Origin of the sequence: Agromyces sp. PvR057 (assembly GCF_040547485.1) — a bacterium.
Lineage (GTDB): Bacteria > Actinomycetota > Actinomycetes > Actinomycetales > Microbacteriaceae > Agromyces.
Genome location: NZ_JBEPPT010000003.1, coordinates 68577 through 91059 on the forward strand (window position 1 = coordinate 68577; position 22483 = coordinate 91059).

20 protein-coding genes, 1 tRNA gene and 1 pseudogene are annotated in these 22483 nt (G+C 72.8%); 3 read left to right on the top strand and 19 right to left on the bottom strand.

The window, feature by feature from the left end; translation table 11 throughout:
• Positions 1 to 47: 47 nt before the first annotated feature.
• The 6 genes from ABIC29_RS13015 to dcd form a co-directional block, all read right to left on the bottom strand.
• Entirely contained in the window at positions 48 to 1607 is a 1560-nt protein-coding gene (locus ABIC29_RS13015) for an FAD-dependent oxidoreductase (RefSeq protein WP_354245980.1), read from the bottom strand.
• An 84-nt stretch (positions 1608 to 1691) separates the two neighbouring features.
• Positions 1692 to 2648, bottom strand: coding sequence for a DUF389 domain-containing protein (locus tag ABIC29_RS13020; RefSeq protein ID WP_116080002.1), 957 nt, complete (start codon positions 2646 to 2648; stop codon positions 1692 to 1694).
• A gap of 133 nt (positions 2649 to 2781) precedes the next feature.
• A complete protein-coding gene (locus tag ABIC29_RS13025; RefSeq protein ID WP_354245984.1) occupies positions 2782 to 3810 on the bottom strand; it encodes a helix-turn-helix domain-containing protein in 1029 nt (342 codons plus the stop codon).
• A gap of 150 nt (positions 3811 to 3960) precedes the next feature.
• Positions 3961 to 4929, bottom strand: a complete 969-nt coding sequence (locus tag ABIC29_RS13030) for an alpha/beta hydrolase (protein WP_354245987.1) — start codon at positions 4927 to 4929, stop codon at positions 3961 to 3963.
• A gap of 104 nt (positions 4930 to 5033) precedes the next feature.
• Positions 5034 to 6182, bottom strand: coding sequence for a carboxylate-amine ligase (locus tag ABIC29_RS13035; RefSeq protein ID WP_354245990.1), 1149 nt, complete (start codon positions 6180 to 6182; stop codon positions 5034 to 5036).
• A gap of 82 nt (positions 6183 to 6264) precedes the next feature.
• The gene (dcd, locus tag ABIC29_RS13040) at positions 6265 to 6870 is read right to left on the bottom strand and encodes a dCTP deaminase (protein WP_116080006.1); all 606 of its coding nucleotides are present in this window, start codon (positions 6868 to 6870) and stop codon (positions 6265 to 6267) included.
• 124 nt (positions 6871 to 6994) lie between these two features.
• On the opposite strand from dcd, the gene ABIC29_RS13045 reads away from it, so the two are divergent.
• Positions 6995 to 7065, top strand: a tRNA-Gly gene (locus ABIC29_RS13045).
• Between the two features lie 82 nt (positions 7066 to 7147).
• The gene (locus tag ABIC29_RS13050; RefSeq protein ID WP_116080007.1) at positions 7148 to 7444 is read left to right on the top strand and encodes a hypothetical protein; all 297 of its coding nucleotides are present in this window, start codon (positions 7148 to 7150) and stop codon (positions 7442 to 7444) included.
• 33 nt (positions 7445 to 7477) lie between these two features.
• Here ABIC29_RS13050 and ABIC29_RS13055 read toward each other — a convergent pair.
• The 9 genes and pseudogenes from ABIC29_RS13055 to ABIC29_RS13095 form a co-directional block, all read right to left on the bottom strand.
• Positions 7478 to 7885, bottom strand: a pseudogene (locus tag ABIC29_RS13055) (RraA family protein); the annotation flags it as partial.
• Between the two features lie 293 nt (positions 7886 to 8178).
• A complete protein-coding gene (locus ABIC29_RS13060; RefSeq protein ID WP_354245994.1) occupies positions 8179 to 9120 on the bottom strand; it encodes a hypothetical protein in 942 nt (313 codons plus the stop codon).
• Entirely contained in the window at positions 9117 to 9617 is a 501-nt protein-coding gene (locus ABIC29_RS13065; protein WP_354245997.1) for a hypothetical protein, read from the bottom strand. The genes ABIC29_RS13060 and ABIC29_RS13065 overlap by 4 nt, the downstream gene beginning before the upstream one ends.
• Before the next feature lie 121 nt (positions 9618 to 9738).
• The gene (locus tag ABIC29_RS13070; RefSeq protein WP_116080011.1) at positions 9739 to 10887 is read right to left on the bottom strand and encodes an alcohol dehydrogenase catalytic domain-containing protein; all 1149 of its coding nucleotides are present in this window, start codon (positions 10885 to 10887) and stop codon (positions 9739 to 9741) included.
• Between the two features lie 5 nt (positions 10888 to 10892).
• Complete coding sequence (locus ABIC29_RS13075; protein ID WP_116080012.1) at positions 10893 to 11624, bottom strand: HAD family hydrolase; 732 nt, start codon at positions 11622 to 11624, stop codon at positions 10893 to 10895.
• A complete protein-coding gene (locus ABIC29_RS13080; protein WP_354246001.1) occupies positions 11621 to 12781 on the bottom strand; it encodes a TIGR03364 family FAD-dependent oxidoreductase in 1161 nt (386 codons plus the stop codon). Before ABIC29_RS13080 ends, ABIC29_RS13075 begins: the two co-directional genes overlap by 4 nt.
• Entirely contained in the window at positions 12778 to 14589 is a 1812-nt protein-coding gene (locus ABIC29_RS13085; protein ID WP_354246004.1) for a PhnE/PtxC family ABC transporter permease, read from the bottom strand. The genes ABIC29_RS13080 and ABIC29_RS13085 overlap by 4 nt, the downstream gene beginning before the upstream one ends.
• Positions 14586 to 15416, bottom strand: coding sequence for a phosphonate ABC transporter ATP-binding protein (gene phnC, locus ABIC29_RS13090; RefSeq protein WP_116080014.1), 831 nt, complete (start codon positions 15414 to 15416; stop codon positions 14586 to 14588). Before phnC ends, ABIC29_RS13085 begins: the two co-directional genes overlap by 4 nt.
• A gap of 65 nt (positions 15417 to 15481) precedes the next feature.
• Complete coding sequence (locus tag ABIC29_RS13095; protein WP_116080015.1) at positions 15482 to 16408, bottom strand: phosphate/phosphite/phosphonate ABC transporter substrate-binding protein; 927 nt, start codon at positions 16406 to 16408, stop codon at positions 15482 to 15484.
• A 172-nt stretch (positions 16409 to 16580) separates the two neighbouring features.
• Here ABIC29_RS13095 and ABIC29_RS13100 point away from each other — a divergent pair, with 172 nt between their 5' ends.
• The gene (locus ABIC29_RS13100; RefSeq protein ID WP_354246008.1) at positions 16581 to 17330 is read left to right on the top strand and encodes a GntR family transcriptional regulator; all 750 of its coding nucleotides are present in this window, start codon (positions 16581 to 16583) and stop codon (positions 17328 to 17330) included.
• Between the two features lie 12 nt (positions 17331 to 17342).
• Here the strand turns inward: ABIC29_RS13100 and ABIC29_RS13105 are convergent, their stop codons facing one another.
• The 4 genes from ABIC29_RS13105 to ABIC29_RS13120 all read right to left on the bottom strand — a co-directional run bounded on the left by ABIC29_RS13105 (position 17343) and on the right by ABIC29_RS13120 (position 22415).
• The gene (locus ABIC29_RS13105) at positions 17343 to 18221 is read right to left on the bottom strand and encodes an EamA family transporter (RefSeq protein WP_116080017.1); all 879 of its coding nucleotides are present in this window, start codon (positions 18219 to 18221) and stop codon (positions 17343 to 17345) included.
• 298 nt (positions 18222 to 18519) lie between these two features.
• Entirely contained in the window at positions 18520 to 20838 is a 2319-nt protein-coding gene (locus ABIC29_RS13110; RefSeq protein ID WP_116080018.1) for a heavy metal translocating P-type ATPase, read from the bottom strand.
• Positions 20835 to 21080: a heavy-metal-associated domain-containing protein gene (locus ABIC29_RS13115; protein WP_116080019.1), complete on the bottom strand. Its 246-nt coding sequence runs from the start codon at positions 21078 to 21080 to the stop codon at positions 20835 to 20837. Before ABIC29_RS13115 ends, ABIC29_RS13110 begins: the two co-directional genes overlap by 4 nt.
• Positions 21081 to 21185: 105 nt before the next feature.
• Positions 21186 to 22415, bottom strand: a complete 1230-nt coding sequence (locus tag ABIC29_RS13120; protein ID WP_158551704.1) for a serine hydrolase domain-containing protein — start codon at positions 22413 to 22415, stop codon at positions 21186 to 21188.
• Positions 22416 to 22483 lie beyond the last annotated feature (68 nt).

Consider the following 22483-nt stretch of genomic DNA (forward strand, 5'->3'; position numbering starts at 1 on the left):
AGCCTACCGGTGCGCGGTTCGCGGTCGCCGGGTCTCCACGAGCGGCCCTACGCGACGACCGGAACGTCTCGCGGCTCGATCGAGGTCGCGGTCGCGCCCTGGACCCCGCGGACCCGCAGGTCGCGCTTCGCGGGTCCCTCCAGCAGCGTTCCGTCGCTCGCGAACCGCGAGGCGTGGGCCGGGCAGTCCCAGGTGCGCTCGGCATCGTTCCACGAGAGCACCGCGCCGAGATGCGGGCAGATGCCCGAGACCTCGCAGGTGACCCCGTCGACGGTCGAGACGGCGGTCGGCACGGGGGCCAGCCCCGCGCGTCCGACGACGCCCGCACCCTCGCGCGGCGGCGGCTCCGGCAGCCGGTGCGCGAGGGCCCGCCCCCAGCCCACGGCGTAGTGCTTCGCGACGGCCGCGTTCATGCCGATGCCGACGCCGATCGCGACGGGCGTCGTGAAGCGGTGCCGGAGCGTCTGCGCCCAGTCGGGCAGGTCGCCGAGCAGGTCGGCGGCGAGCGTGATGCCGCACTGCACGGCGTTCGTCATGCCCCACTTGTCGTAGCCGGTCGCGAGGAACACCCGGCCGCGACCGCGCGGCAGCCATCCGACGAACGGCACGCCCTGCGGGGTCTCGTAGTCCTGCGCGCTCCAGCGGTGCGTCAGCGAGGCATCCGGCCACGTCGTGCGCGCCCATGCGTCGAGCGCGTCCACCCGGGACTGCGGCGACGGATGCCGGCCCACCTCGTGCCCGTAGCCGCCGACGAGGAGCAGCTCGGCCGCACCGGCGTCGAGATCGGGATCGGGTGCCGTGCGGATCGAGCGCGTCGGCGCGTCCACGCTGAGGTACATCGCCTGCGGCAGCGCGGCATCCGTTCGGTACGCGGCGGCGTAGGAGCGGTCGGCGCGCAGCTTCGCGAACGAGAGGCCGCGATCCAGGATCGGCGTGCCGGTCGCGAGGACGAGCCGATCGCACGTGAACTCGCCGCCGGTCGTGCGCACGCGCACCGGCGAGCCGACCCGCGCGCCGGTCATGCGCACCCCGGTGCGGATCACGCCGCCGAGGGTGCGGAGCTCCGCGGCGAGCGCGGCGAGCACCTCCATCGGGTCGAACTGCGCCTGATCTGCCAGCCGCACGGACGCGTGCACGGGGAACGGCACGTCGTCGGCCACGTCGGTCATCACGTGCAGGCCCGCCTCGCGCGCGACCTCGGCCTCGCGTTCGACGGCGTCGCGGCCGGCCGACGTCGCGGCGAAGCTCACCGCGTCGCGTCGCTGAACAGGCACGCCGCGTGCGGCGAGGTAGTCGAGCAGCCACGCCTGCCCGGCCAGGTTCGCGTCGACGTACGCCTGCAGCACCGCGGCCGAGGTGCGCCGCCGAACCCGCTGCAGGTGCGCGCCCTGCAGCACGCTGAGCTTCGCGGTCGTGTTGCCCGTCGCCACGGCGCCCACCTCGCGCGCCTCGAGCACCCCGACGCGCCGACCCGCCCGCGCGAGCAGCACCGCCGTGACGAGGCCGGTGAGCCCGGCGCCCACGACGATCTCGTCGAAGACGCGAGGCGACGAGCGGGAGTCGTCGGTCTCGATCGGGAGCGGGCGCGCGAGCCAGAGCGAGGTCATCTCCGCAACCTACGTCGGCGGCTCCGGGCCGACAACGGGGTGGCGCGGATGCCCCGGCTCGCGTATACGGGCGCTGACGACGTCCTAGCCGGCGGATGCCGCGCCGCGGCGCGCTGCGAGCCGTCGCCCGATGCGCCGGCCGACGTGCAGCTGCACGAACAGCGTCGCGACGCCCGCGATGAGGAGCCCGGCGAGGTTGAGGGCGAGCTGCAGGAGCGCCGACCGGGCCTCGTCCCAGGCGCCCACCGCGAGCGTCAGGCCGATCGTGCCGACGGCCGGCACCGTCGTGATCGAGATGAACACGCCCACGAGCGCCGAGGACTTCGAGGTCGTGAGCGAGAGCACGCCCGCGATGCCCGCGAGCAGCGCGATGACGAACGACCAGCCGTCGGGCGAGATGATGAAGTCGGTCATCGGCCCGGTCGTGGCCTGCTCGAAGGTGAAGAGGCCGAACGCGTACACGACGGCCCAGATCGCCCAGGCGATGAGCGCGCTGAGGGCGAACCCGCCGAAGAGCGTCATCGACGCCACGCCCGCGATGCCGCGCTTGCGCCGCACGATGGCGTAGCAGATGGCCGCGATCGGGGCGAACTCCGGCCCGACGACCATGGCCCCGATGATGAGGATCGGCTGGTCGAGGATCCTGCCGATGCCGGCGATCAGCGTCGCGAGCAGCAGGAAGGCGAAGAAGCTCCACGACGGACGCGAGTCCTCACGCGAGCTGTCGGCGAGCTGGGCCCAGAGCACGCCGTCGGCCGGATGCCCCGGGGCGGCCCGCTCGGCGGCCGACGCGGCATCCGAGACGACCGCCAGCGGGTCGCTGACGACGATCGACCCGACCGCGGGCACGCCCGCGTGCCGCAGCATCCGCATGATGTTGTTGGCGTTCTCGCGGGCGAGCTCGAAGAAGACGAGGTCGCCCTCGCCGTCGAGCGCGGCGCCGGACACGAGCGCCACGTTGCTGACGGTCGGCTCGGCGGCGAGCTGCGCACGGATCGTCTCGGCCAGCTGGTGCGGCGCGGTGACTCTGACGGTGAGCATGGCGGAACCCCTCCTCGCGCGGGTCTCCGCGCGAGGTCAACGATAGGGCGACGGGGTCTCGGGGCGCTCCGCTCCTCGACGGGCGAGGCCGCTCGACCGGCGGTCCCTCGACCGGCGGTTGCTCGACCGGCGCCTACTCGACCGGAGCGGCGAGTCCGAGGCCGAGGCGCTGCAGTGCGGCGAGCGCACGCGCCAGCGCGTACCGGGTGCGCCCCGCCGGCGTTCTCGGGTCGTATCCCAGCGTCGCGGCGAGGGCGTCGAGGCGCGCCTGCACGCTCGAGTGGTGCATGCCCAGGTGGGATGCCGCGGCGCGCACGCTGCCGGCATCGGCGACCGCGTCGAGCACCGACCGGGCCCGGGCGTCGAGCGAGGTCAGTGCGACCGCATCCGGGTGCGGCTCGTCCCGGCGCTCGGCGGCTTCGGCAACGAGGAGCAGCGCGCCGAGCTCGGCGGCATCGACGACCGGGTCGGCGGCGGTGCCGAGCCGCAGGGCGATGAGCGCCGAGGCGAACGACGCCGGCAGGCGGTCGGCCGGGCCCGCGACGCCGACGCCCGCGCGAACGCCCGCCGGCACCCGCGGACGCAACGCGCCGGCGGCGATCACGACCCGCGCGAGCCCGCGCGACGTGGCGACGATGGAGGTCGGTCCGTCCAGCGGAGAGGCGCTGTCGGCGCCGAGCACGACGGCACGCACCTCGCCCGCGGCGTCGAGCCGCAGCCTGGCGGCGGCCACCGCGCGCTCGGCCGCCGGGGCGCCGGCGCTCACGACGACCTCGACCGCGGCATCCGCCGTGTTGGAGCGCCTGGCCGTGGTGATCGCGACGCCGAGCGCGAGCCGTTCGAGCACCATCGCGTCGTTGGCATGCGCGGAGCCCGCCCGCTCGAGCCAGACGCGCGAGCCGTCGCTGGTGCGGCGTTCCGGCCAGTCGGATGCCGCGGCATCCGTCGCCGCCAGGTGGTCGCCGTCGGGCGTGAGCCGAAGCGTTCGCCCGCCGTTCGCGGCGGCGTACCCGGCGACCGCCCCGGAGAGCACGGCCGCTCCTCGGAGCAGCGAGTCGAGGCCGACGCCGCCCGCGACGAGCGTGTCGAAGTACGAGACGACCTTCAACGTGTCGCTCGCCTGTGGGTCGAGTGCGGTCAGCCGACCGACGAGTTCCTGCATGTTCCGGGCTCCATCGCGCGTGGTGCGCCCAACCCTAGTTCGGGCGCCTGCGAATCCCCAGCGCGCCGTCGAGCGCCGGGAGCGAGCGGAGGTTCCCCGCGGCCGCGGACGGACGGGCAGGCGTGCTGGCGCGTCCGCGACCGCGGAAGCTCAGGCGCCGAGGATGCGGGCGACCCAGTTCGTGCGGGCCTCGACCATCGACTTCGACAGCGCGGCATGCGGCGCCATCATGTCGAAGCCGTGGAAGCCGCCCGGCCAGACGTGCAGCTCGGCCTGGCCGCCATCGGCCCAGATCTGCGACGCGTACGCGACGTCCTCGTCGCGGAACACCTCGGCGCTGCCGCAGTCGATGAAGGCCGGGGGCAGGTTCGACAGGTCCGTCGCCCGCGACGGCGCCGCGTAGATCGAGACGTCCTCGGTGGCGCGCCGGTCGCCGAGCAGCGCGCTCCACCCGGTGACGTTGCTCGTGCGGTCCCACACGCCGACGCCGTCGATCTGCACGGTCGAGACGGTGGCGTCGCGGTCGTCGAGCATCGGGTAGATGAGCACCTGTCCGGCGAGCGCGGGGCCGCCGCGGTCGCGGGCGAGCAGGGAGACGCCGGCCGCGAGTCCGCCGCCGGCACTCGCCCCGGCGATGATGAGCTGGCCGAGGTCGATGCCGAGCTCGTCGGCGTGCTCGGCCGTCCAGAGGAGTCCGGCGTAGCAGTCCTCCACCGGATACGGATCGGGGAACTCCGGCGCGAGGCGGTACTCGACCGTGACGCACACGGCGTCGAAGCGCACGATCCAGTCGAGGACGCCGGCGATGCCGACGAACCGGTCGCCGATGATCATGCCGCCGCCGTGCGTGTGGAAGATGCCGGGACCGGTGCCCGTGCGCCCCTCGCGTTCGAGCACGGTGACGACGATCTCGTCGCCGGCGTGGCCGGGGATCGTCACGTCCCGGCGGGTGACGCCGACCTCGGCGAACAGCTCGTCGGTCGTGGCGACCACGGGCGCCTGGCGCATCAGGGGGATCAGCTCGGGCGTGATGGTGGTCGGCATGCTCTCGGCCAGGATGCCGAGCACGGCCTCCAGCTCGGGGTCGAACGGCGGTCGGGTCCTCGTCGCGGTCGTCATCGGTGAACTCCTCGATCGTGCGTCACCTCGTCGTGACGTCTCCTCCGATGATCCGCGCGGGCACGCGGCATCCGGAACCGACGATCGTAGCCGGATTCGGGCCATCACCCCGCCAGACGGCGGCCGGCGCCGCCCGGACCGGATGTCGCGATGCACGTCCGCACGCCGGCCATGCCGTGCTCGGCGTACGCGCGGCGCTGCCGATCGGCACCGGTGCCGCGTTCGAGCAGGGCGTCGATGGCCTCGGGGCATCCGTCGTCGTCGTCGTGCATCTCGAGGGCGGATGCGACCACCTCGAGCACCGGCGCCATGACCGCTCGGACCGGATCGGGCACCACGGCGGCGAGCCCGTGCCGTGCCGCCTCCCACACCGCGGCGTCGAGCACCTCGGGGGCGAAGCGGTCCTGCTCTGCATCCGTTCGACCCCGTTCGCTCAGGATGCCGCGGACGATCCTGCGGCAGAGCAGCGCGATCGCCACGGAATCCTCCGCGAGGAGCTGCGCGTCGGCGAATCGCATCTCGACCGTCGGGAAGTGATGCGAGAGGCGCAGCGTCCACGCGACGAGCGGCTTGTCGCGCGTGGCCCCGATGCCGATCAGGTCGCGGATGCGATGGTCGTAGTCGCTCATGTCGGCGAACGGCGACGGAATGCCGGCCGTGGTCCACCGCCGCATGACGACCGTGCGCCAACTCGCGAACCCGGTGTCCTCGCCGTGCCAGAAGGGGGAGTTCGCCGCCAACGCGGTGAGCACCGGCATCCACGCACGAAGGCCGTTGAGCACCTTGATGCGCTCGACGGGGTCCGGGACCCCGATGTGCACGTGCATGCCGCACACCTGATGGTCGTCGGTCATGGCGCCGATGTCGTCGCGGATGTGCTCGTAGCGGGGGGCCCGCGTCACCTCGGGCGCGCGTTCGACCTCGTACGGGGTTCCAGTCGCCGCAGCCACCACGCCGAGATCACCGGCCACTTCGGCGAGCGCCGTGCGGAACGCCTCGAGCTGTTCGAGGGCCTCGTCGGGCGCATGGCAGACCCCCGTCGCGATCTCGACCTGCGAGGCGAGGAACTCGGTCGTCGCCTGGTCGAACTCGGGCTTCAGCACCGCCAGGGCCTCGGTGCTGAGAGCGACGGGGCGCAGCGTCTCCGGTTCGAGGAGGACGAACTCCTCCTCGATGCCGAAGGTCGCGCCCCCGGGCACGATCGGGCGGTTCGCGCTCGGCGCGCGCTCGGCGCTGGACTCCGGTGTCGGCATGACCTATGCCTACCCGCTCGATCGCCCGGAAACGAGGGCTTGACGCCGAGCGTCCCGCAGTATGACGCCGGAAGACGTGCGCTCAGCGGCCGAGCGACCCCGCGTCGGTCGCGCCGACATCCGTGCGGTGGAAGTTGTGGAACGAACGCGACGCCGTCGGGCCGCGCTGGCCCTGGTAGCGCGAGCTGTACTCGGCCGAGCCGTAGGGCCGCTCACTCGGCGACGACAGCCGGAAGAAGCACATCTGGCCGATCTTCATGCCCGGCCAGAGCTTGATCGGCAGCGTCGCGACATTGCTGAGCTCGAGCGTGACGTGACCCGTGAATCCGGGGTCGATGAAGCCCGCGGTCGAGTGCGTGAGCAGGCCGAGGCGGCCGAGCGAGCTCTTGCCCTCGAGGCGCGCCGCCACGTCGTCTGGCAGGGTCACGGCCTCGTACGTCGACGCGAGCACGAACTCGCCCGGGTGCAGGATGAACGCTTCATCGGGCCGCACCTCGATGAGGTGCGTCAGCTCGGGCTGGTCTTCGGCCGGATCGATGAACGGGTACTTGTGGTTGTCGAACAGCCGGAAGTACCGGTCGAGCCGCACGTCGACGCTGCTCGGCTGCAGCATCGCCGGATCCGACGGTTCGAGGCGGACTCGTCCGAGCTCGAGTTCGGCCCTGATGTCACGATCCGAGAGAAGCACGGTGCCAGCGTAGCAACGCGGCTCGAATCCGCCGGCCGAGTTGCCGTCGTTCCGCCGGTCGAGTGGCGAAGCGTATCGAGACCATTGATACGATGGTCACCGCTGCATCCCTCGGATGCCGCATGCCGATGTAGTTCAATGGCAGAACTTCTGCTTCCCAAGCAGATAGCGCGGGTTCGATTCCCGTCATCGGCTCTCTCATCCGTCATCGAGCGCCGCCGGTGCGCCGGCCGGCCCGTCTGCACGGCGGGCCTGAACCCGTGGAGGAACCCGTCCGATGGCCACGCTCCCCGATGGCGAGAAGCCCCGAACCCCGACCCGCACCAGGTCGGTGCTCGTCGGAGCGCTCCTCGCGACGTTCGGCATCCTGATCGGACTCGGCGCGATCCTCGTGGCGAACCGGGTCGACGGAGACCTCGGCGCCACCATCCTCAGCGGCGGCCGCGGCAGGGACGCGGAGTGGCCGGCGTGGGTGGCGATGAGCGTCCTGATCGGCATCGGGCTGCTCGGAGTCGCTGCCGGGGTGGGCGTCGCCGTCATCGGCTGGCGGGCATCCGCCCCGAAGGAGAAGTAGGGCGACGTCGCCACCGGTCGACGTCAGCGCCCGTCAGGCGCCGTCGAGCTGTTGGAGGTACTTCGCCTTCCAGGCGGCATTCGGCGGGAACAGTCCGTCGATGGCGTGTCCGGCTGCGACCTGCTCGGCGACCCAGGCGTCCTCCCGCTCCTGCGCGGCCCCCTCGGCCGCGACCTCCGCGACGAGGTCGGCGGGAATGACGATCACGCCGTCGTCGTCGCCGACGATGACGTCGCCGGGGACGATCGCCGCGCCGCCGCACGCGATGGCGACGTCCGTCTCCCACGGCACGTGCCGCCTGCCGAGCACGGACGGATGCGCCCCACTGCTGAAGACGGGGATGCCGATGTCGGCCACCTGGGCCGAGTCGCGGACACCGCCGTCGGTCACGATCCCGCCGGCGCCGCGCACCTTCGCGCGCAGGGCGAGGATGTCGCCGACCGCGATCAACTGGCGGTCGGGAACGGCGGCCAGCAGCTCCGCTTCGGCGAGAACGGATGTCATGGGCGGATGCACTCCTCGAGACGCGTCATCGCGAACGGAAAGGTCTCCCGTGGCGCGGAGCGGGATGGCCCACCGCGTCGGTGGGCAGGGAACGGAACCCGCCCTGCGTCGCAGCCTGACACCTCTCCCGTCCCCCGTGTACTACCGAGTGGCACTGACGGACAGAGGAGCGGCCTCTCGCACGTGATGCACGGCGGCGTCCACCGATGCGCGTGGGACGACGGGGCGACTCAGCCGGCGGCCGCCCGGTTCGACGCCCGCGCGATGAGCAGCGCCGCGACGATGCTCGCCGCGATCATCCCGGCGCCGACGACGACGAACGCGACGGTCGGCGCGGAGGCCCACAGCAGGGCGCCCGCGACGGCCACGACGAGTCCGACCACCGCGAAGGTGCCGAGCGGCGCCCACACCCGCACCGCAGCCGCCGAGGCCGCAGCCGCGACCAGGAGCGAGCCGCCCACGACGGCGAGGAACGGACCGACCGGCATCGCCGGCGCGAGCGGAACCCAGATGAAGGCGAGGGCGGCGAGCGCCATCGTCCGCGTGCCGTTGCCGCCGCGCCCGGCATAGCCCGCGACCATCACGGCGATCACGGCGAGCAGGTGCGCGAGCACCATGCCGACGATCGTGACGGCCGAGATCATCGAGCCGAGGGATGCCGCGAGCAGGCCCCCGGCGATGAACGCGGCCCAGGCGACGACGAAGGCCCAGAACGCCGTGAGCAGCGAGCCGCGTGCGAGCACCCGCGCGTAGTCGACGGGCCCGAACCGCGGCACGTAGGGCGGGGCGCCGGGCGGCGCCGCAGGGCGGACGTCGACCTCGACCTCCGCATCATGGCGGGCGAAGTCGCCGCCCTCGAGCTGGGTGACGAGCGCGTTCTCGAGCACGGTGAGGGCGTTGCCCTCGTCGCGCGCCGACATCCGCTCGCCGAACCACGGGTCGTCTGCCGGGCCGTCGAGACGGACCGTCGGGTACTGGCCGTACACGCCGACGCTGCCGCGGTACGCCTCGAACGTGAGCACCCGCCTGCCCGTCGCGATGGTCTGGTCGATGACGCGCAACTGCTTGTCGTCGCGCAGGGCGAACGCGTAGGTGCGCGGCGTCTCGGTCGTGCGATCACGCAGCTCGCCCGCGATGCGGAGGGCGAGCGGATGGACGTCCGGTCGGGTCACGGGTTCTCCTGCCATGGGCCGTATCGGGCCTCGAGTGCCTCAGCGGGGAGCCGGATCTCGTTGTCGGCCCACGGGAGGCCGGCCTCGTCGGCGACCTCCTCGATCGGGAGGCTGCCGCTCGTGAGTTCGACCTCCACGGGCGCGGGCGCCTCGGCGATGTCGACGGTGATGCTCGTGGGCTCCGACGGCGAGGCGCGGTAGGCGGCTTCGAGCGCGGCCTCCACCGAGTCGGCCGCAGCATCGACCGAGGTGTCGTCGAGGTAGAGGCGAAGCCAGAACCCGCGCCCGGCGAGACCGCTCGAGAACGAGAGGTGCGTGTCGGCGATGTTGGCGTCGGCGGCGAGCACGGCCTCGGGCACCGCCTCCTCGAACGCGGCCTGGTCGGCAGCGCAGCCGGTGAGCGCGAGCGCACCCGCGGCGACGACCGCGACCGTGGCCGCGAGCGAGCGGATGCCTCGGACGGCCCTGGTGCGGAGGGGCGGGGCTCCGGTCGGCATGCGTGCACTCCAGGGTCGAGGGCGGCCGACGGTCGGCACGCCTCGACCACCCTACTGAGCGGGGCGGTCCGCAGGGCGTGGATTCGCGGCATCCGCCCCGCGACCGCGCCCGCCCAGCGGGTCAGCCGCGCGACCCGATCACGCCGACGCGCACGTGCGTGCCGGTCGCCGCATCCTCGAGCGCCCGATCGAGCTCGTCGAGCGGATAGGCGGTGCCGACGAGACGCTCGAGCGGCACGGTGCGGTACGAACGCTCCAGGAACTCCACGGCGCGCACCAGTTGCGCCGGCGTGTAGTTGTGCACGCCCGTCAACGTCACGAGGCGGCGCACGATCGACTCGGCGTCGACGGGGATCGCGGGCCCCGGCGACACGCTGCCGACGAGCACGACCGCTCCGCCCACCCCGACCCGCTTGATCACGGTCTCGACGGCGGCGGGGGCACCGGATGCCTCGATCGCGACGAGGATCTCGTCCAGGCCGCGCTGCGCCCGCACGGCGAGCACTTCGTCGAGGTGCTCCGGGGTGCCCTTGCGCGCCCTGGGGTCGGCGGCGATGGCCCCGAATCGACGCGCGAGCGACCGGCGCGAGGCATCCGGATCGGAGACGATGACCTCTGCGCCGGCCTCGACGGCCATCGCGGCCGCCGAGAGCCCGACCATGCCGCCGCCCGTGATGAGCACGAGCGCCCCATCGAGGTCGACGGTGGCCGCGGCCGCGTCGAGGGCGGCGACGGCCGTCGCGGTGGCGCACGAGGCGGCGGCGGCGACCTCGGCGGGCAGGTCGTCGCCGACGACCACGATCGACGAGCCGGCACGCACGTGCACGTGGGTGGCGAACCCGCCCGTGAGCTCCCATCCACGGGAGATGCGCTCGTGGCCGTACTTGGCGAGCGTGCGGCACTTCTGCGGGAGGCCGCGGGCGCAGCGGTCGCAGGTGCCGCAGCTGACCGCGACCGACCAGACGACCCGGTCGCCGAGCTCGAGCGGGGTGCCGTCGGCGCGAACCGCGTCGTCCCCCTTCGCCACGACGCGGCCGACCTGCTCGTGGCCGAGCACGAGCGGCGTCGGCGCCGGGCGATCGCCGCGAACGGTGTGCACGTCGGAGCCGCAGACGGTGGCGTACTCGACCTGCACGAGCGCGTCGCCGGGGGCCAGCCGCACGCCGGGCGTCGCCACCGACTCGTGCGGGGCGCCAGGCTCGTTCCACACCATCGCGACGGGGGCAGGCGCGACGTTCACGTCGAGGCCGGTCGGCAGGGTGAGCGTCATCCCGGTCACTCGCCGCGGAGACCGAGCAGGGCGGGGAGGTCGCGGATGCTCTCGATCACGGCGTGGGCGCCGGCGTCCTCGAGGGCCGCACGGTCGTGCGCGCCCGTGAGCACGCCGACCACGAGTCCTGCGCCGGCCCGCGTTCCCGCCTCGACGTCGCTGCGGGTGTCGCCGACGACGACCAGCGACGAGACGCTCGTCGCGCCCGATCGCAGCAGGGCCGTGAGCGGCAGGTCGGGGAACGGTCGCCCGCGGCCGGCATCGACCGGCGACAGCGCCAGCTCGGCGAGGCCGTGCCAGCCGAGCGCGTCGAGCACGGCGTCGCGCGTCGTCGGCGCGAACCCGGTCGTGAAGGCGACGGATGCCCCGGCTGCCCGAAGCTCGCGGATCACGTCGGCGGCGCCCTCGACCTCGGCGACGCCGTCGCGTGCGACGATCTCGGCGTAGGCGTCCTCGAAGGCGGCGTTGCCGCGCTGGGCGGCGTCCTCGTCGCCGTCGGCCAGCACCCGGAAGACCTCGATCTTGGACTGCCCCATGGTGTCGCGCACGTACTGGAGCGCACCCTCGAAGTCGTCGAGGGCGATGCCGCTGCGCTCCGCGGCGAGCGTGAACGCCTGCTCGACCGCGCCGCCGTCGATCACGGTGGTCCCGGCCATGTCGAGCACGACGAGCTCGACGGCGCCCAGGTCGCGGGAGGCGAGCGCGGCGGTGGATCCGAGGTTCGGTTCGATGGTCATGCGATGCCTTTCAGAGCGGGGATGGTGGCGCGTTCGCCGGTGAGACCGGCCACGAGATGCTCGGCGAGCCCCAGGCCGGTGGTCATGCCGATGCCGGTGGTCGCGGCGATGACGCCGACCCCCTGCTCGGGTCGTTCGATGAGGAAGTCCGACGGGCCGCTCGCGTACACGCCCTGCCACCGCTCGAGCACGCGCATGTCGCGGAACCCGAAGAGCTCCCGCGTCACGTCGAGCAGGGCGTCGAAAGCCGCCTCGTCCTGGAAGGGCGCGATCGTCGTGCCGCGATAGTGCGTGTCGCCCACGATGAGCGACCCGTCGGGCAGCTGGGTGTACATCTGGTTCAGGTCGAGCGCGGCGAGCAGCGGATCCTCGGCGTGCAGCCGCCGCTTCAGGGCGGCCGCGGCATCCGTCGCCGAGAACCCGCCGTACCGCACGAGCGACCAGCCCGTGAGGAGCGGTGCGTCGAGCGGACGGCTCAGCCCGGCCGAGACGCGCAGCATGTCGAGTCCGCACCGCTCGATGCCGTGCCGTTCGGCGAGCTCGGGGTAGAGGAGGTCGAGGTCGTGGTTCGCCGCGACGACGACCTCGGCGGCGTCGATCGGGCCTCGACTCGTCTCGACCCGGCCAGGGCGCACCCCGCCGACCGCCGTGCGGAAGCGGAACTCGACGCCGATGCGGGCGAGGTGCGCCGAGATCGCGCCGAGCGCCTGCCTCGGGTTCGCCTGCAGGTCGGCCGGCAGGTACGCCCCGCCGACGGCCACGCCGGGGGCGATCGGCAGCCGCGCGTCGGTCTCGGCTGCGGTGAGCAGCTCGACCTCGGCACCGCGGGCGGCCGCGAACTCCTCGAGCACGGCGAACTCGTCGTCGCGCCGCGCCGCGACGAGCGTTCCCGACTCGCGCAGCCAGACCCCGGCGTCGGCGGCCAGCCGCAGCCAGATCTCGCGCGACGCCATGGCGAGGTCGCGCGCCATGCCGTGCTGGGGCGTGAAGCAGAGGTGCCCGAAGTTGCGGATCGAGGATCCGCTCGGCTCGCTGCCGCGCTCGATCACGACGACCCGGAGACCGCGCCGCTGTGCGGCGAGGGCGGCGCCCAGCCCGATGATGCCCGATCCGACGACGGCGACGTCGTACCGCCCCGAACGCGTGCCGGCGCTCAACGGAACACCCGCCGCATCCACACGGCCAGGCCCTCGATGACGAGCACCGTGGCGAGGATCATGAGCACGATCGCGGTGACGACCGCGTAGTTCGACCCCTGTCCCGCGTTCAGCAGGTAGTAGCCGATGCCGCCGCCGCCGACGATGCCGAGGATCGTCGCCGCGCGGATGTTCGTGTCGAGCAGGTAGAAGCTGTGTCCGAGGAGCGCACGCGCGCCCTGCGGGAGCGTCGCCGAGGCGTACACCTGCACCCGCGTCCCCCCGGTGGCCGTGAGCGCTCGCTCCGGCCCGCTCCTGACCTCCTCGAAGGAGTCGGCGATGAGCTTGCCGAGCAGCCCGATGCCGCCGAACGCGAGGGCGATCGTGCCCGCCTGGCTGCCGAGGCCGGTGATGACGATGAGGACGATCGCGAGGATCACCTCGGGCACGCCGCGGATGATCACGAGCAGCAGTCGCATCGAGCTGCGAACGGTGCCGTTCGGCGCGACGTTGCGGGCGGCCAGCGAGCCGATGGCCACCGAGAAGACGAACGAGAGCAGCGTGGCGGCGAGCGCGATGCCGATCGTGACGCCCATCGCGCCGAACATGGTCTCGGCGTCGTAGCTGCCGAAGTTCGGCGGCCAGAACTGCACGGCGATCGCGGGCACCTTCGCCCAGAACGTGACGAGGTCGCCCCAGTGGATGTCGCAGACGAGCACGCTCCCGATGACGATGAGCACGGCGACCCATCCCCACACGGTGTTGCGCACACGGGCCCCCGTCCACGGGCGGCGCAGGGCGGACTCGAGGTCGGATGTCGCGGCGCGCCCGCTGCCGGCCGCGGCCACCGTCGCGGCATCCGCTCGCCCGACGGCCGTCGCGGCATCCGCAGGTCGGCTCGCACCGCCTGCCGAACGACGGTCGCGTGCGTTCGCGACGCCGCGCACGACCCGGTCGCCGAGGCCGCGGCCCGTGGGCGCGACGCCGAGCATGGCCTTGCGCACGGCGCTCGAGACGATCTCCATGACGACGCACAGCGCGAACATCACGAGGGCGATGCCGAGCCCGAGCGAGTAGTTCAGCGACTTGAAGGCGTAGCTCATCTCGAGCCCGAGGCCGGCGACGCCGACGTAGCCGAGCACGACCGAGCCGCGCAGGTTGATGTCGTTGCGGTGCAGCACGGTCGCGACCCACGAGGGCAGCACCTGGGGCAGGATGCCGCTGGTGAACTCCTGCAGCCTCGAGCCGCCCGCGGCGCGGATCGCGAGGCGCGGGCCCTCGTCGATCTGCTCGATCGCGTCGGCGAAGAGCTTGGAGATCATGCCGATCGAGTGGATGCCGATCGCGAGGATGCCGGGCAGCGTGCCGATCGAGAACATCAGCACGAACACCATGGCGAGCACGACGTCGGGGATCGCGCGGGTGAGCACGGTGATGAACCGGCCGAAGGCCTGCCAGCCGGCACCCGGGGTCGTGTTCGACGCGGCGAGGTAGGCGACGGGCACGGAGACGACGGCGGCGAAGAGCGTGCCGCAGAGCACGAGGCCGACCGTGAGCGCCGTGAGGTACAGGAGCTCGCCGGCCTCGGGGAACTCGATGGGGCCGACGCGCGCGAAGAAGCGCTCGGCATGGCCCCAGCTCTCGACCATGCCCGAGATCGAGATGCCCGATTCGAGCACGGCGTAGACGGCGACGCCGATGATCGCGACGAGGGTCGTGCCTGCGGCGATGCGCTCGGCCGAGAGGCGGCGCTTCGGCGCGCGTTCGGCGACGGATGCCCCGGGATCGGGTTCGGCCGGCGGCCGCAGCGGGGTGGTCAACGTGGTCATGAGCGCGTCGCCGGCCCCGTCTGGACGGCGGCGACGGCGAGTTCGGTCTCGATCGCCTGCAGCTCGGCCGTCGACGTCGCGACACGGCCGTAGACCTCCATGACCTCGGCCTTCGAGAGTCCGGCAGCAGGGGTGTCGAGCACGACCTCGCCGTGGCGGAGTCCGACGATGCGGTCGCCCCATGCGAGGGCGAGGTCGACCTGGTGCAGGCTGCAGACGACCGTGAGGCCGGCATCCATCGCGATCTCGCGGATGAGCGCCATGACCTGGTCGCTGGACTCGGGGTCCAGCGAGGCGACCGGCTCGTCGGCGAGGAGGATCTCGGGGTTCTGCATCAGCGCGCGGGCGATCGCGACGCGCTGCTGCTGGCCGCCTGAGAGGGTGTCGGCGCGCTGGTAGGCGCGATCGAGCAGGCCGACGCGGTCGAGGTGGCCGAGTGCCGTGAGCTTGAGCCGGCGCGGATAGGCCCAGAGCCCGAGCCGCGGCCCGCGGAGCTCGGCGAGCGCGCCGGTGAGCACGTTCTCGAGCACCGTGAGCGACGGCACGAGCTCGAACTGCTGGAAGACGAACCCGACCCGGCCGCGCAGGGCGCGGAGGCGCCGCCCGCTGAGGGACGGCACCTCCTCGCCGAGCACGCGCACCCGGCCCGAGGTGGGGCCTTCGAGCCCGACGACCTGCCGGAGCAGGGTCGACTTGCCCGAGCCCGAGAGCCCGAGCAGCACGACGATCTCACCGGGCTCCACGCGGAGGGCGACGTCGCGCAGTGCGACGGTGCGTCCGTACTCCTTGGTGAGGCCCTCGATGTCGATGACGGATGTCTGGCTCATGTCATGCTCCGGTTCGGTCGTTGCCGGGTCGGTCGTTCAGCGGTCGGTGGTGCAGCGGCCGGGCGTCAGCCCTGGCACTGCTCCGCGTTCGTCTTCTCGCAGATGTCGCGGATCGTGTCGTAGTACGCGTCGTCGACGGGCGAGGTGGCGTAGAACACGCTGCGGAAGCCGTCGGAGTCCGCCGAGTCGATGCCCGACGCGATGATGTCGTCGATGCTGACCTCGGCGAGGATGCCGGTGAGCTGCGTCTTCAGCTCCTCGGGGAGCGTGTCGGACACGACGATCGGGGCACCGGGGACCATCGTCTCGGCGACGACGGTGACCTTGTCGCTCTTGGCGACCTCGCTGTCCTCGGCGAAGCCGGCGTCGCACTCGACGCCCTCGCCGACCTTGGTCACCGAGACGTCGTGCTTGCCCGCGAAGACCGGCGTGACGTCGGTCTCGGGGTCGATGCCCTCCTCGAGCAGGTTGTACGACGGGAACAGGTAACCCGAGGTCGACGACGGGTCGACGAAGCAGACCTTCTTGCCCTCGAAGCCGGCGAGGTCGGTGATGTCGCTGCCCGTGGGCACGATCGCCTGCGAGTAGTAGCCGGGCTCCTGGCCCTCGGCCGTGATGATCGAGGAGACGGGCGTGATCGCGGCGCCGTTGTTCTTCGCGGTGACGTAGGTGAAGCCCGAGAACGACGCGACGTCGATCTTGCCGGCGACCGCGGCCTCGATGAGCGCGGCGTAGTCGGTCGACTCGTGGTACTCGACGGTCTTGCCGGTCTCCTGGGCGATGTAGTCCATGAGCGGCTGGTAGTTGGTCTCGGTGTCGACCGAGTCGGGAACGACGCCGAACACGAGCGTGTTCTCGTCGACGGCGAACGAGGCGGTCTCTCCGGACGTGCTGGTGCCGGCTTCAGCGGTGCTGGAGCACGCGGCGAGGGTGACGGCGAGCGCTCCCACGCCGGCGAGGGCGAGGAGGGAGCGGGTGAAGCGCGTGGACATGATGGCCTTTCAGGCAGTGGTTCCGGTTGGGGACGTCGGCAATGCTGCCATCCCGATTCGGGCTTATATACCTAACTCGGGCGCTATTCACGCGCTGTTCACGCTGGATGCCGTGAGGTGAACACTCTGCGATGGTGCAATGCGGTCGGAACTACCCAAGTAATATGCCTATGTGCCCACAAGTGTCTACAAGTCCATCGCCGAGGACCTCCGCCAGCGCATCGCGAGCGGACAGCTCGCGCCCGGCGACGACGTGCCCACCGAGGGCGAACTCGCGCTGCAGTGGAACACCTCGCGCGGGCCGATCCGCAACGCCCTCGCCGAGCTCCGCGCCGAGGGGCTCATCGAGACGACGCGCGGTCGGCCCAGCCGGGTCGTGCGGCGCAAGGCGCACCAGGCGGTCGACGTGTCGATCCCGTTCACGAAGTGGGCGCGCGAGATGGGGGCGACGCCGGGGGCGCACACGCAGGAGGTCTCCCTCCGGCGCGCCGACGACGACCACGTCGAGCTGCTCCGCATCGAGCCCGGCGACCTCATCGTCGAGGTGACGCGGCTCCGCACCCTCGACGGCCGGCCGACGATGCTCGAGCGGCTCGCCTTCATCGAGGACGTCGGTCGCGTGCTCTTCGAGGTCGACCTCGACACGGTCTCGATCACCGACTACCTGGCCGAGCGCGGGCACCCCTACGCCGAGGTCGACCACGAGATCGACGCCGTCGCCGCCGACGAGCTCGATGCGCGCCTGCTCGAGGTCGAACCCGGATCGCCCATCCTGCGACTGCGCCGCGTGACGCGGGGCAAGGACGGACGCGTGTTCGAGGCGTCCGACGACCGCTACCGCAGCGACATCGTGCGCTTCACCGTGTCGGCCTCCGGTCGCGCGATCTCCGGAGAGCACTTCATCCGCCCGGTCGGCGAGTGACCTCGGCGGCGATCACGCCGCGATCAGCACCACCCCCGCGACCACGACGACGGATGCGGCGATGCGCGCCCATCCGCGGCCCTCGCGCAGCACGAGCGCGCCGAAGGCGCTGACGAGCACCACGCTCACCTCGCGCATCGGCGCGACGAGCGCCACGGGCGCGAGGGTCACGGCGACGAGCACGAGGATGTACGACAGCGGCGACAGCAGGCCGAAGGCGAGGATGCGCGCCCAGTGCGTGCGGCCCACCGCGCGGAGCTCGCGGCGACGGCGCCCGAGCATGGCCGAGAACAGCACGAGCTCGCCGATCGTGCAGCCGACCATGAAGGCGACGGGCGGCACGTCCCAGGTGCGCACGACGTTCGCATCCCACAGCGTGTAGGCGGCGATCGCGACGCCGGTCGCGATGCCCCAGAGGATCGCGGGGTCCGGGCCGCGGCGGCGCGCATGCCCCGGCGCGGCCGACGAGCCGCGGTCGAGCAGCCCGATGCCGACGACGCCGGCGAGGATCGCGGCGATGCCGACGAGCGCCCAACCCGACGGCCGTTCGCCGAGGACGAGGACCGCGACCACGACCGTGATGAGCGGGCCGGAGCCCCTCGCGGTCGCGTAGACCGTCGAGAGCATGCCGGTGGCGTAGCCGCGCTGCAGCACGAGCATGTAGCCGCAGTGCAGCGCCGCCGAGACGCCGGCGCCGAGCGCGACGCCGCCGAGGTCCGCCGCGCCGAAGCCGCCCGTGAGCGGCACGATCGGAAGCCAGATGAGCGAGCTCGCGAGGGCGCCCCACCAGAGGAACGGCATGCCGATGCGGCTGACGCCGTGGGCGAGGATGTTCCACGCCGAGTGGCAGACCGCCGCGGCGAGGACGAGGACGAGAGCAGGAACGGACACGGTGACCCTTCGGTGCGTCGCGGGCGCGACGAACGGGGTCCTCCGGGCTTTTGTCCTGTCAGATGACGGCTGCCGCTGGCGACGGCCGTGGCGCCGCTCGGACCAGTCGGATCTCTCGACCCCGGAACCCTAGGCGCTGTCGCCGATCACGCTAGCACGCGGACCGGCGCCGGCCACGGCCGGGCCGGTGACGGCCGGGTGACGACCCGGTGACGGTTCGGCGACGACTCCGCGACGACGCAGGACGCCCCGGCCGAGTCCGACTCGACCGGGGCGCCCGTTCGCGAGGCCCCGCGCCTCAGCGCACCCCGCGGAACCGCCGCAGCCGCAGGCTGTTGCCCACCACGAAGACCGACGAGAACGCCATGGCGGCGCCGGCGACGAGCGGGTTCAGCATGCCGAGCATCGCGACGGGGATCGCCGCGACGTTGTACGCGAACGCCCAGAACAGGTTGCCCTTGATCGTGCCGAGCGTCCGCCGCGAGAGGCGGATCGCGTCGACGACGGCCACGAGGTCGCTGCGCACGAGCGTGAGATCGCTCGCCTCGATCGCGACATCCGTTCCCGTGCCCATCGCGATGCCGAGGTCGGCGGTCGCGAGCGCGACGGCGTCGTTCACGCCGTCGCCGACCATCGCGACGACGCGGCCCTCGGCCTGCAGCGAGCGCACGACCTCGGCCTTCTCGGCGGGCAGCACCTCGGCGCGCACCTCGTCGATGCCGACCTCGGCGGCCACGGCCCGCGCCACGCGGTCGTTGTCGCCCGTGAGCAGCATCGGCCGGAGTCCGAGCGCCTTCAGCTGCGCGATCGCGGCGGCGCTGTTCGGCTTCACCGTGTCGGTCACGCTCAGGATGCCGCGGGCCAGGCCGTCCCATGCGACGGCGACGACGGTGCCGCCGGCCGCCTCGAGCTCCGCCTGGCGCCGGCCGAGCTCCTCCGGCAGGGCGATGGCCCAGTCCTCGGCCAGCCAGCCCGTGCGGCCCACGAGCACGAGTCGCCCCTCGACGACGGCCTGCACGCCGAGCCCCTGCGTGGAGGCGAAGGACTCGACCTCCGGCAGCGCGCCCGCTGCGGCGGCGGCCGCCGCGATCGCGTGGGCGATCGGGTGCTCCGAACCGGACTCGGCGGCACCCGCGAAGCGCAGCACCTCGGCCTCGCCCTCGCCGGGCGCGGGAACGACCTCGGCGAGCGACATCCGACCGCTCGTGACCGTGCCGGTCTTGTCGAGCAGGATGGTGTCGACGCGACGCGTGGACTCGAGGATCTGCGGGCCCTTGATCAGGATGCCGAGCTGGGCGCCGCGGGCCGTGCCGACGAGCAGCGCCATGGGCGTCGCGAGTCCGAGGGCGCACGGGCACGCGACGATGAGCGTCGCGACCGCGGCGGTGAACGCGACCTCCGGGCCGTAACCGGCGAGCAGCCAACCGGCGAGGGCGGCGAGCGAGAGGCCGATGACGATCGGCACGAACACCGCCGACACCCGGTCGGCGAGGCGCTGCACCTCGGCCTTGCCCGTCTGCGCCTGCTCGACGAGCCTGGCCATGGCCGCGAGCTCGGTGTCGGCGCCGACCCGCGTCGCACGCACGACGAGGCGCCCGCCGGCGTTGATCGTCGCGCCGACCACGCCATCGCCCGGCGCGACCTCGACCGGCACGGACTCGCCCGTGAGCATGCTCGCGTCGACCGCCGACGAGCCGTCGACGACGACGCCGTCGGTCGCGATCTTCTCGCCGGGGCGCACCACGAACCGGTCGTCGACCACGAGGGCGGCCACCGGCATCCGCACCTCGACGCCGTCGCGCAGCACGGACGCCTCGCTGGCGCCCATCTCGAGCAGGGCCGAGATCGCCGCGGTGGAGCTGCGCTTGGCGCGCGCCTCGGCGTACCGGCCCGCGAGCACGAACACGGTCACGGCGGCGGCGACCTCGAGGTAGATCTCGTCGGCGCCCCCGCCCGGCGCCGTGAACAGCTCGAACGTCATGGTCATGCCCGGCATGCCCGCATCGCCGAAGAACAGCGCGTACGCCGACCAGGCGAGGGCCGCGAGCACGCCGACGCTGATGAGCGTGTCCATGGTCGCGGCGCCGTGGCGCAGGTTGATCCACGCGGCGCGGTGGAACGGCCATGCGCCCCACAGGGCCACGGGGGCGGCGAGGGCGAAGGCCAGCCACTGCCAGTTCGGGAACTGCAGCGCCGGGATCATCGACAGCGCCACGACGGGCACCGCGAGCACGGTCGACACGATCAACCGCTGGCGAAGGGATGCCGCGTCGCCGTGGTCATGCGCTCCCCCGCCGCCGTGCGATCCGCCGTGGCCGGCGCCCGCCTCGGCGTGCACGCCGTCGGTCACGCCGTGGCTGCCGTCCGCGCCGTGCGCGTGCGCCACCGGCGCCGCGACCTTCGGCACCGGGAGCTCGGCCGAGTAGCCGGTGGCCTCGACCGTGGCGATCGCCTGGTCGACGGTGACGCCCTCCGGCAGTCGCACCCTCGCCTTCTCGGTCGCGTAGTTGACGGTCGCCTCGACGCCCGGCATGCGGTTGAGCTTCTTCTCGATGCGCGCGGCGCAGGAGGCGCAGGTCATGCCGCCGACCAGCAGGTCGACCTGCTGGTCGGTCATGATGCGAGGTCGGCCAGTTCGTACCCGGCCTCGTCGATGGCGGATGCGACCCGGCCGGCGTCGAGTGCGCCCGCGCTCTGCACGGTCACGCGGGAGACGCCGCCGGCCACGAGGTCGACGTCGACCGAGGTGACGCCGTCGAGTCGCCCGAGCTCACCCGCCACGGATGCCACGCAGTGCGAGCAGGTCATGCCGGCGACGCCGTAGGTCGTGGTGGCGCTGGCTTCGTCGTGGGTGCTCATCTGGATCCTCCTGAAGTTCGGAACGGGTACCCCCATGGGGTATTCGTCTGAACATAACGGTACCCCACCCGGAGGTATTCCGCATCGGGTCGGGAATCCGTCGGGTCAGGCCGTGGGCTGCGGGCAGGCCGCGAGCTCGGTCATCTTCGTCGTCGCCTGCTCGAGCGACCACGGAAGCTCGACGAGCGGGGTGTCGGCCCCGGCCGCGGCATCCGCCTTCGACCCGATGGAGGCCAGCGCGAACGCCGCCTCTCGGGCGAACGCGTCGGAGGAGGTCGAGTTGTTCAGCACGAGCACGACGGTGAGTCCCGACGTGGGGTCCGTGAGCGCCGCGGTCAGCATGCCGGCGGTCTCGCTGACGTCGCCGAGCATCGGCCCGTACGAAGCGCCGCCGATGCCCGTGCCGTACCAGGAGGGCGCCGATCCGCCGACGGGCTGCACCGTCCACTGCTCGGCCCGCGTGCTCTCGGAGAGCAGCGCCCCGGTGGCGAAGGCCTCGCTGAGCACCTGCAGGTCGTGGAGCGTGGTCGTGGCCCCCGCGGCCTCTGCGCCCATGGAGCTCGACTGGTCGGACTGGTCGAGGCGCGTCGCGCAGTCGGGCCTGCCGTCGCCGCCGATCGCCGCCGCGTAGGCGCCGAGGAGTCCGTCGCCCGAGGCGTCTGGCGGTGGGATCGACGTGTCGTCGATGCCGAGCGGCTCGAACACGTACTGGTCGGCAAGGTCGGCCCACGACTTGCTGGTGCGGCGTTCGAGACCCATCGCGGCCAGCAGCACGCCGGTTCGCGACTCCCGCACGGCGGCGCCGGGAGCGCCCGTGCGATCGAGACCCATGCCCGCGGAGACGAGCTCGTTGTCGGACCAGGTGCGCTCGGGGTTCGAGACGAAGATGCCCTCGAGGTCCGAGTAGTAGTCGGCGATGCCGGAGGAGTGACGGCACAACTGCTCATAGGTGATGTCGCCGAGCGAGGGGATCCAGTCGACGTCCTCGCCGACCTCGTCGCTCAACTCGAGCTGCCCCTCGTCGACGAGCTTCAGCATGATCGCGCACGTCACCTCGGACGTGAGCGTGCCCATGCGGAACGGGGTGTCGAGCGCTGCCGGGGCCGCGCCCTCGTCGAACGAGACGGTTCCGGATGCCGCGGTCCACTCCCCCGCCCACGGCGCCCAGACGCCGGCGATGCCGCCGCTCGCCCCGCTCAGCGCGATGGCCTGGTCGAGCACGCCCTTGAGCGCGTCGCCCGTCTCGGTGGCGAGCGGGGCATCGACCGGATCGAACTGCGCGGCCGGATCGGCGGGGCCGAAGGAGCAGCCCTGCAGGCCGATCGAGAGCACCACCAACGTCGCGGCGGCGATACCCCATCGCCGTCGCCGATTCCCCCGGCGAGCAGTCACATGCCCCCCTA

Coding starts and splice junctions, on each gene's coding strand:
- ABIC29_RS13110 (WP_116080018.1), bottom strand. CDS start 20,838: ATGACCGACCAGCAGGTCGACCTGCTGGTCGGCGGCATGACCTGCGCC.
- ABIC29_RS13030 (WP_354245987.1), bottom strand. CDS start 4,929: ATGACGACCGCGACGAGGACCCGACCGCCGTTCGACCCCGAGCTGGAG.
- ABIC29_RS13085 (WP_354246004.1), bottom strand. CDS start 14,589: ATGACCACGTTGACCACCCCGCTGCGGCCGCCGGCCGAACCCGATCCC.
- ABIC29_RS13050 (WP_116080007.1), top strand. CDS start 7,148: ATGGCCACGCTCCCCGATGGCGAGAAGCCCCGAACCCCGACCCGCACC.
- ABIC29_RS13075 (WP_116080012.1), bottom strand. CDS start 11,624: ATGACCATCGAACCGAACCTCGGATCCACCGCCGCGCTCGCCTCCCGC.
- ABIC29_RS13015 (WP_354245980.1), bottom strand. CDS start 1,607: ATGACCTCGCTCTGGCTCGCGCGCCCGCTCCCGATCGAGACCGACGAC.
- phnC (WP_116080014.1), bottom strand. CDS start 15,416: ATGAGCCAGACATCCGTCATCGACATCGAGGGCCTCACCAAGGAGTAC.
- ABIC29_RS13095 (WP_116080015.1), bottom strand. CDS start 16,408: ATGTCCACGCGCTTCACCCGCTCCCTCCTCGCCCTCGCCGGCGTGGGA.
- ABIC29_RS13065 (WP_354245997.1), bottom strand. CDS start 9,617: ATGCCGACCGGAGCCCCGCCCCTCCGCACCAGGGCCGTCCGAGGCATC.
- ABIC29_RS13025 (WP_354245984.1), bottom strand. CDS start 3,810: ATGCAGGAACTCGTCGGTCGGCTGACCGCACTCGACCCACAGGCGAGC.
- ABIC29_RS13070 (WP_116080011.1), bottom strand. CDS start 10,887: ATGACGCTCACCCTGCCGACCGGCCTCGACGTGAACGTCGCGCCTGCC.
- ABIC29_RS13035 (WP_354245990.1), bottom strand. CDS start 6,182: ATGCCGACACCGGAGTCCAGCGCCGAGCGCGCGCCGAGCGCGAACCGC.
- ABIC29_RS13020 (WP_116080002.1), bottom strand. CDS start 2,648: ATGCTCACCGTCAGAGTCACCGCGCCGCACCAGCTGGCCGAGACGATC.
- ABIC29_RS13115 (WP_116080019.1), bottom strand. CDS start 21,080: ATGAGCACCCACGACGAAGCCAGCGCCACCACGACCTACGGCGTCGCC.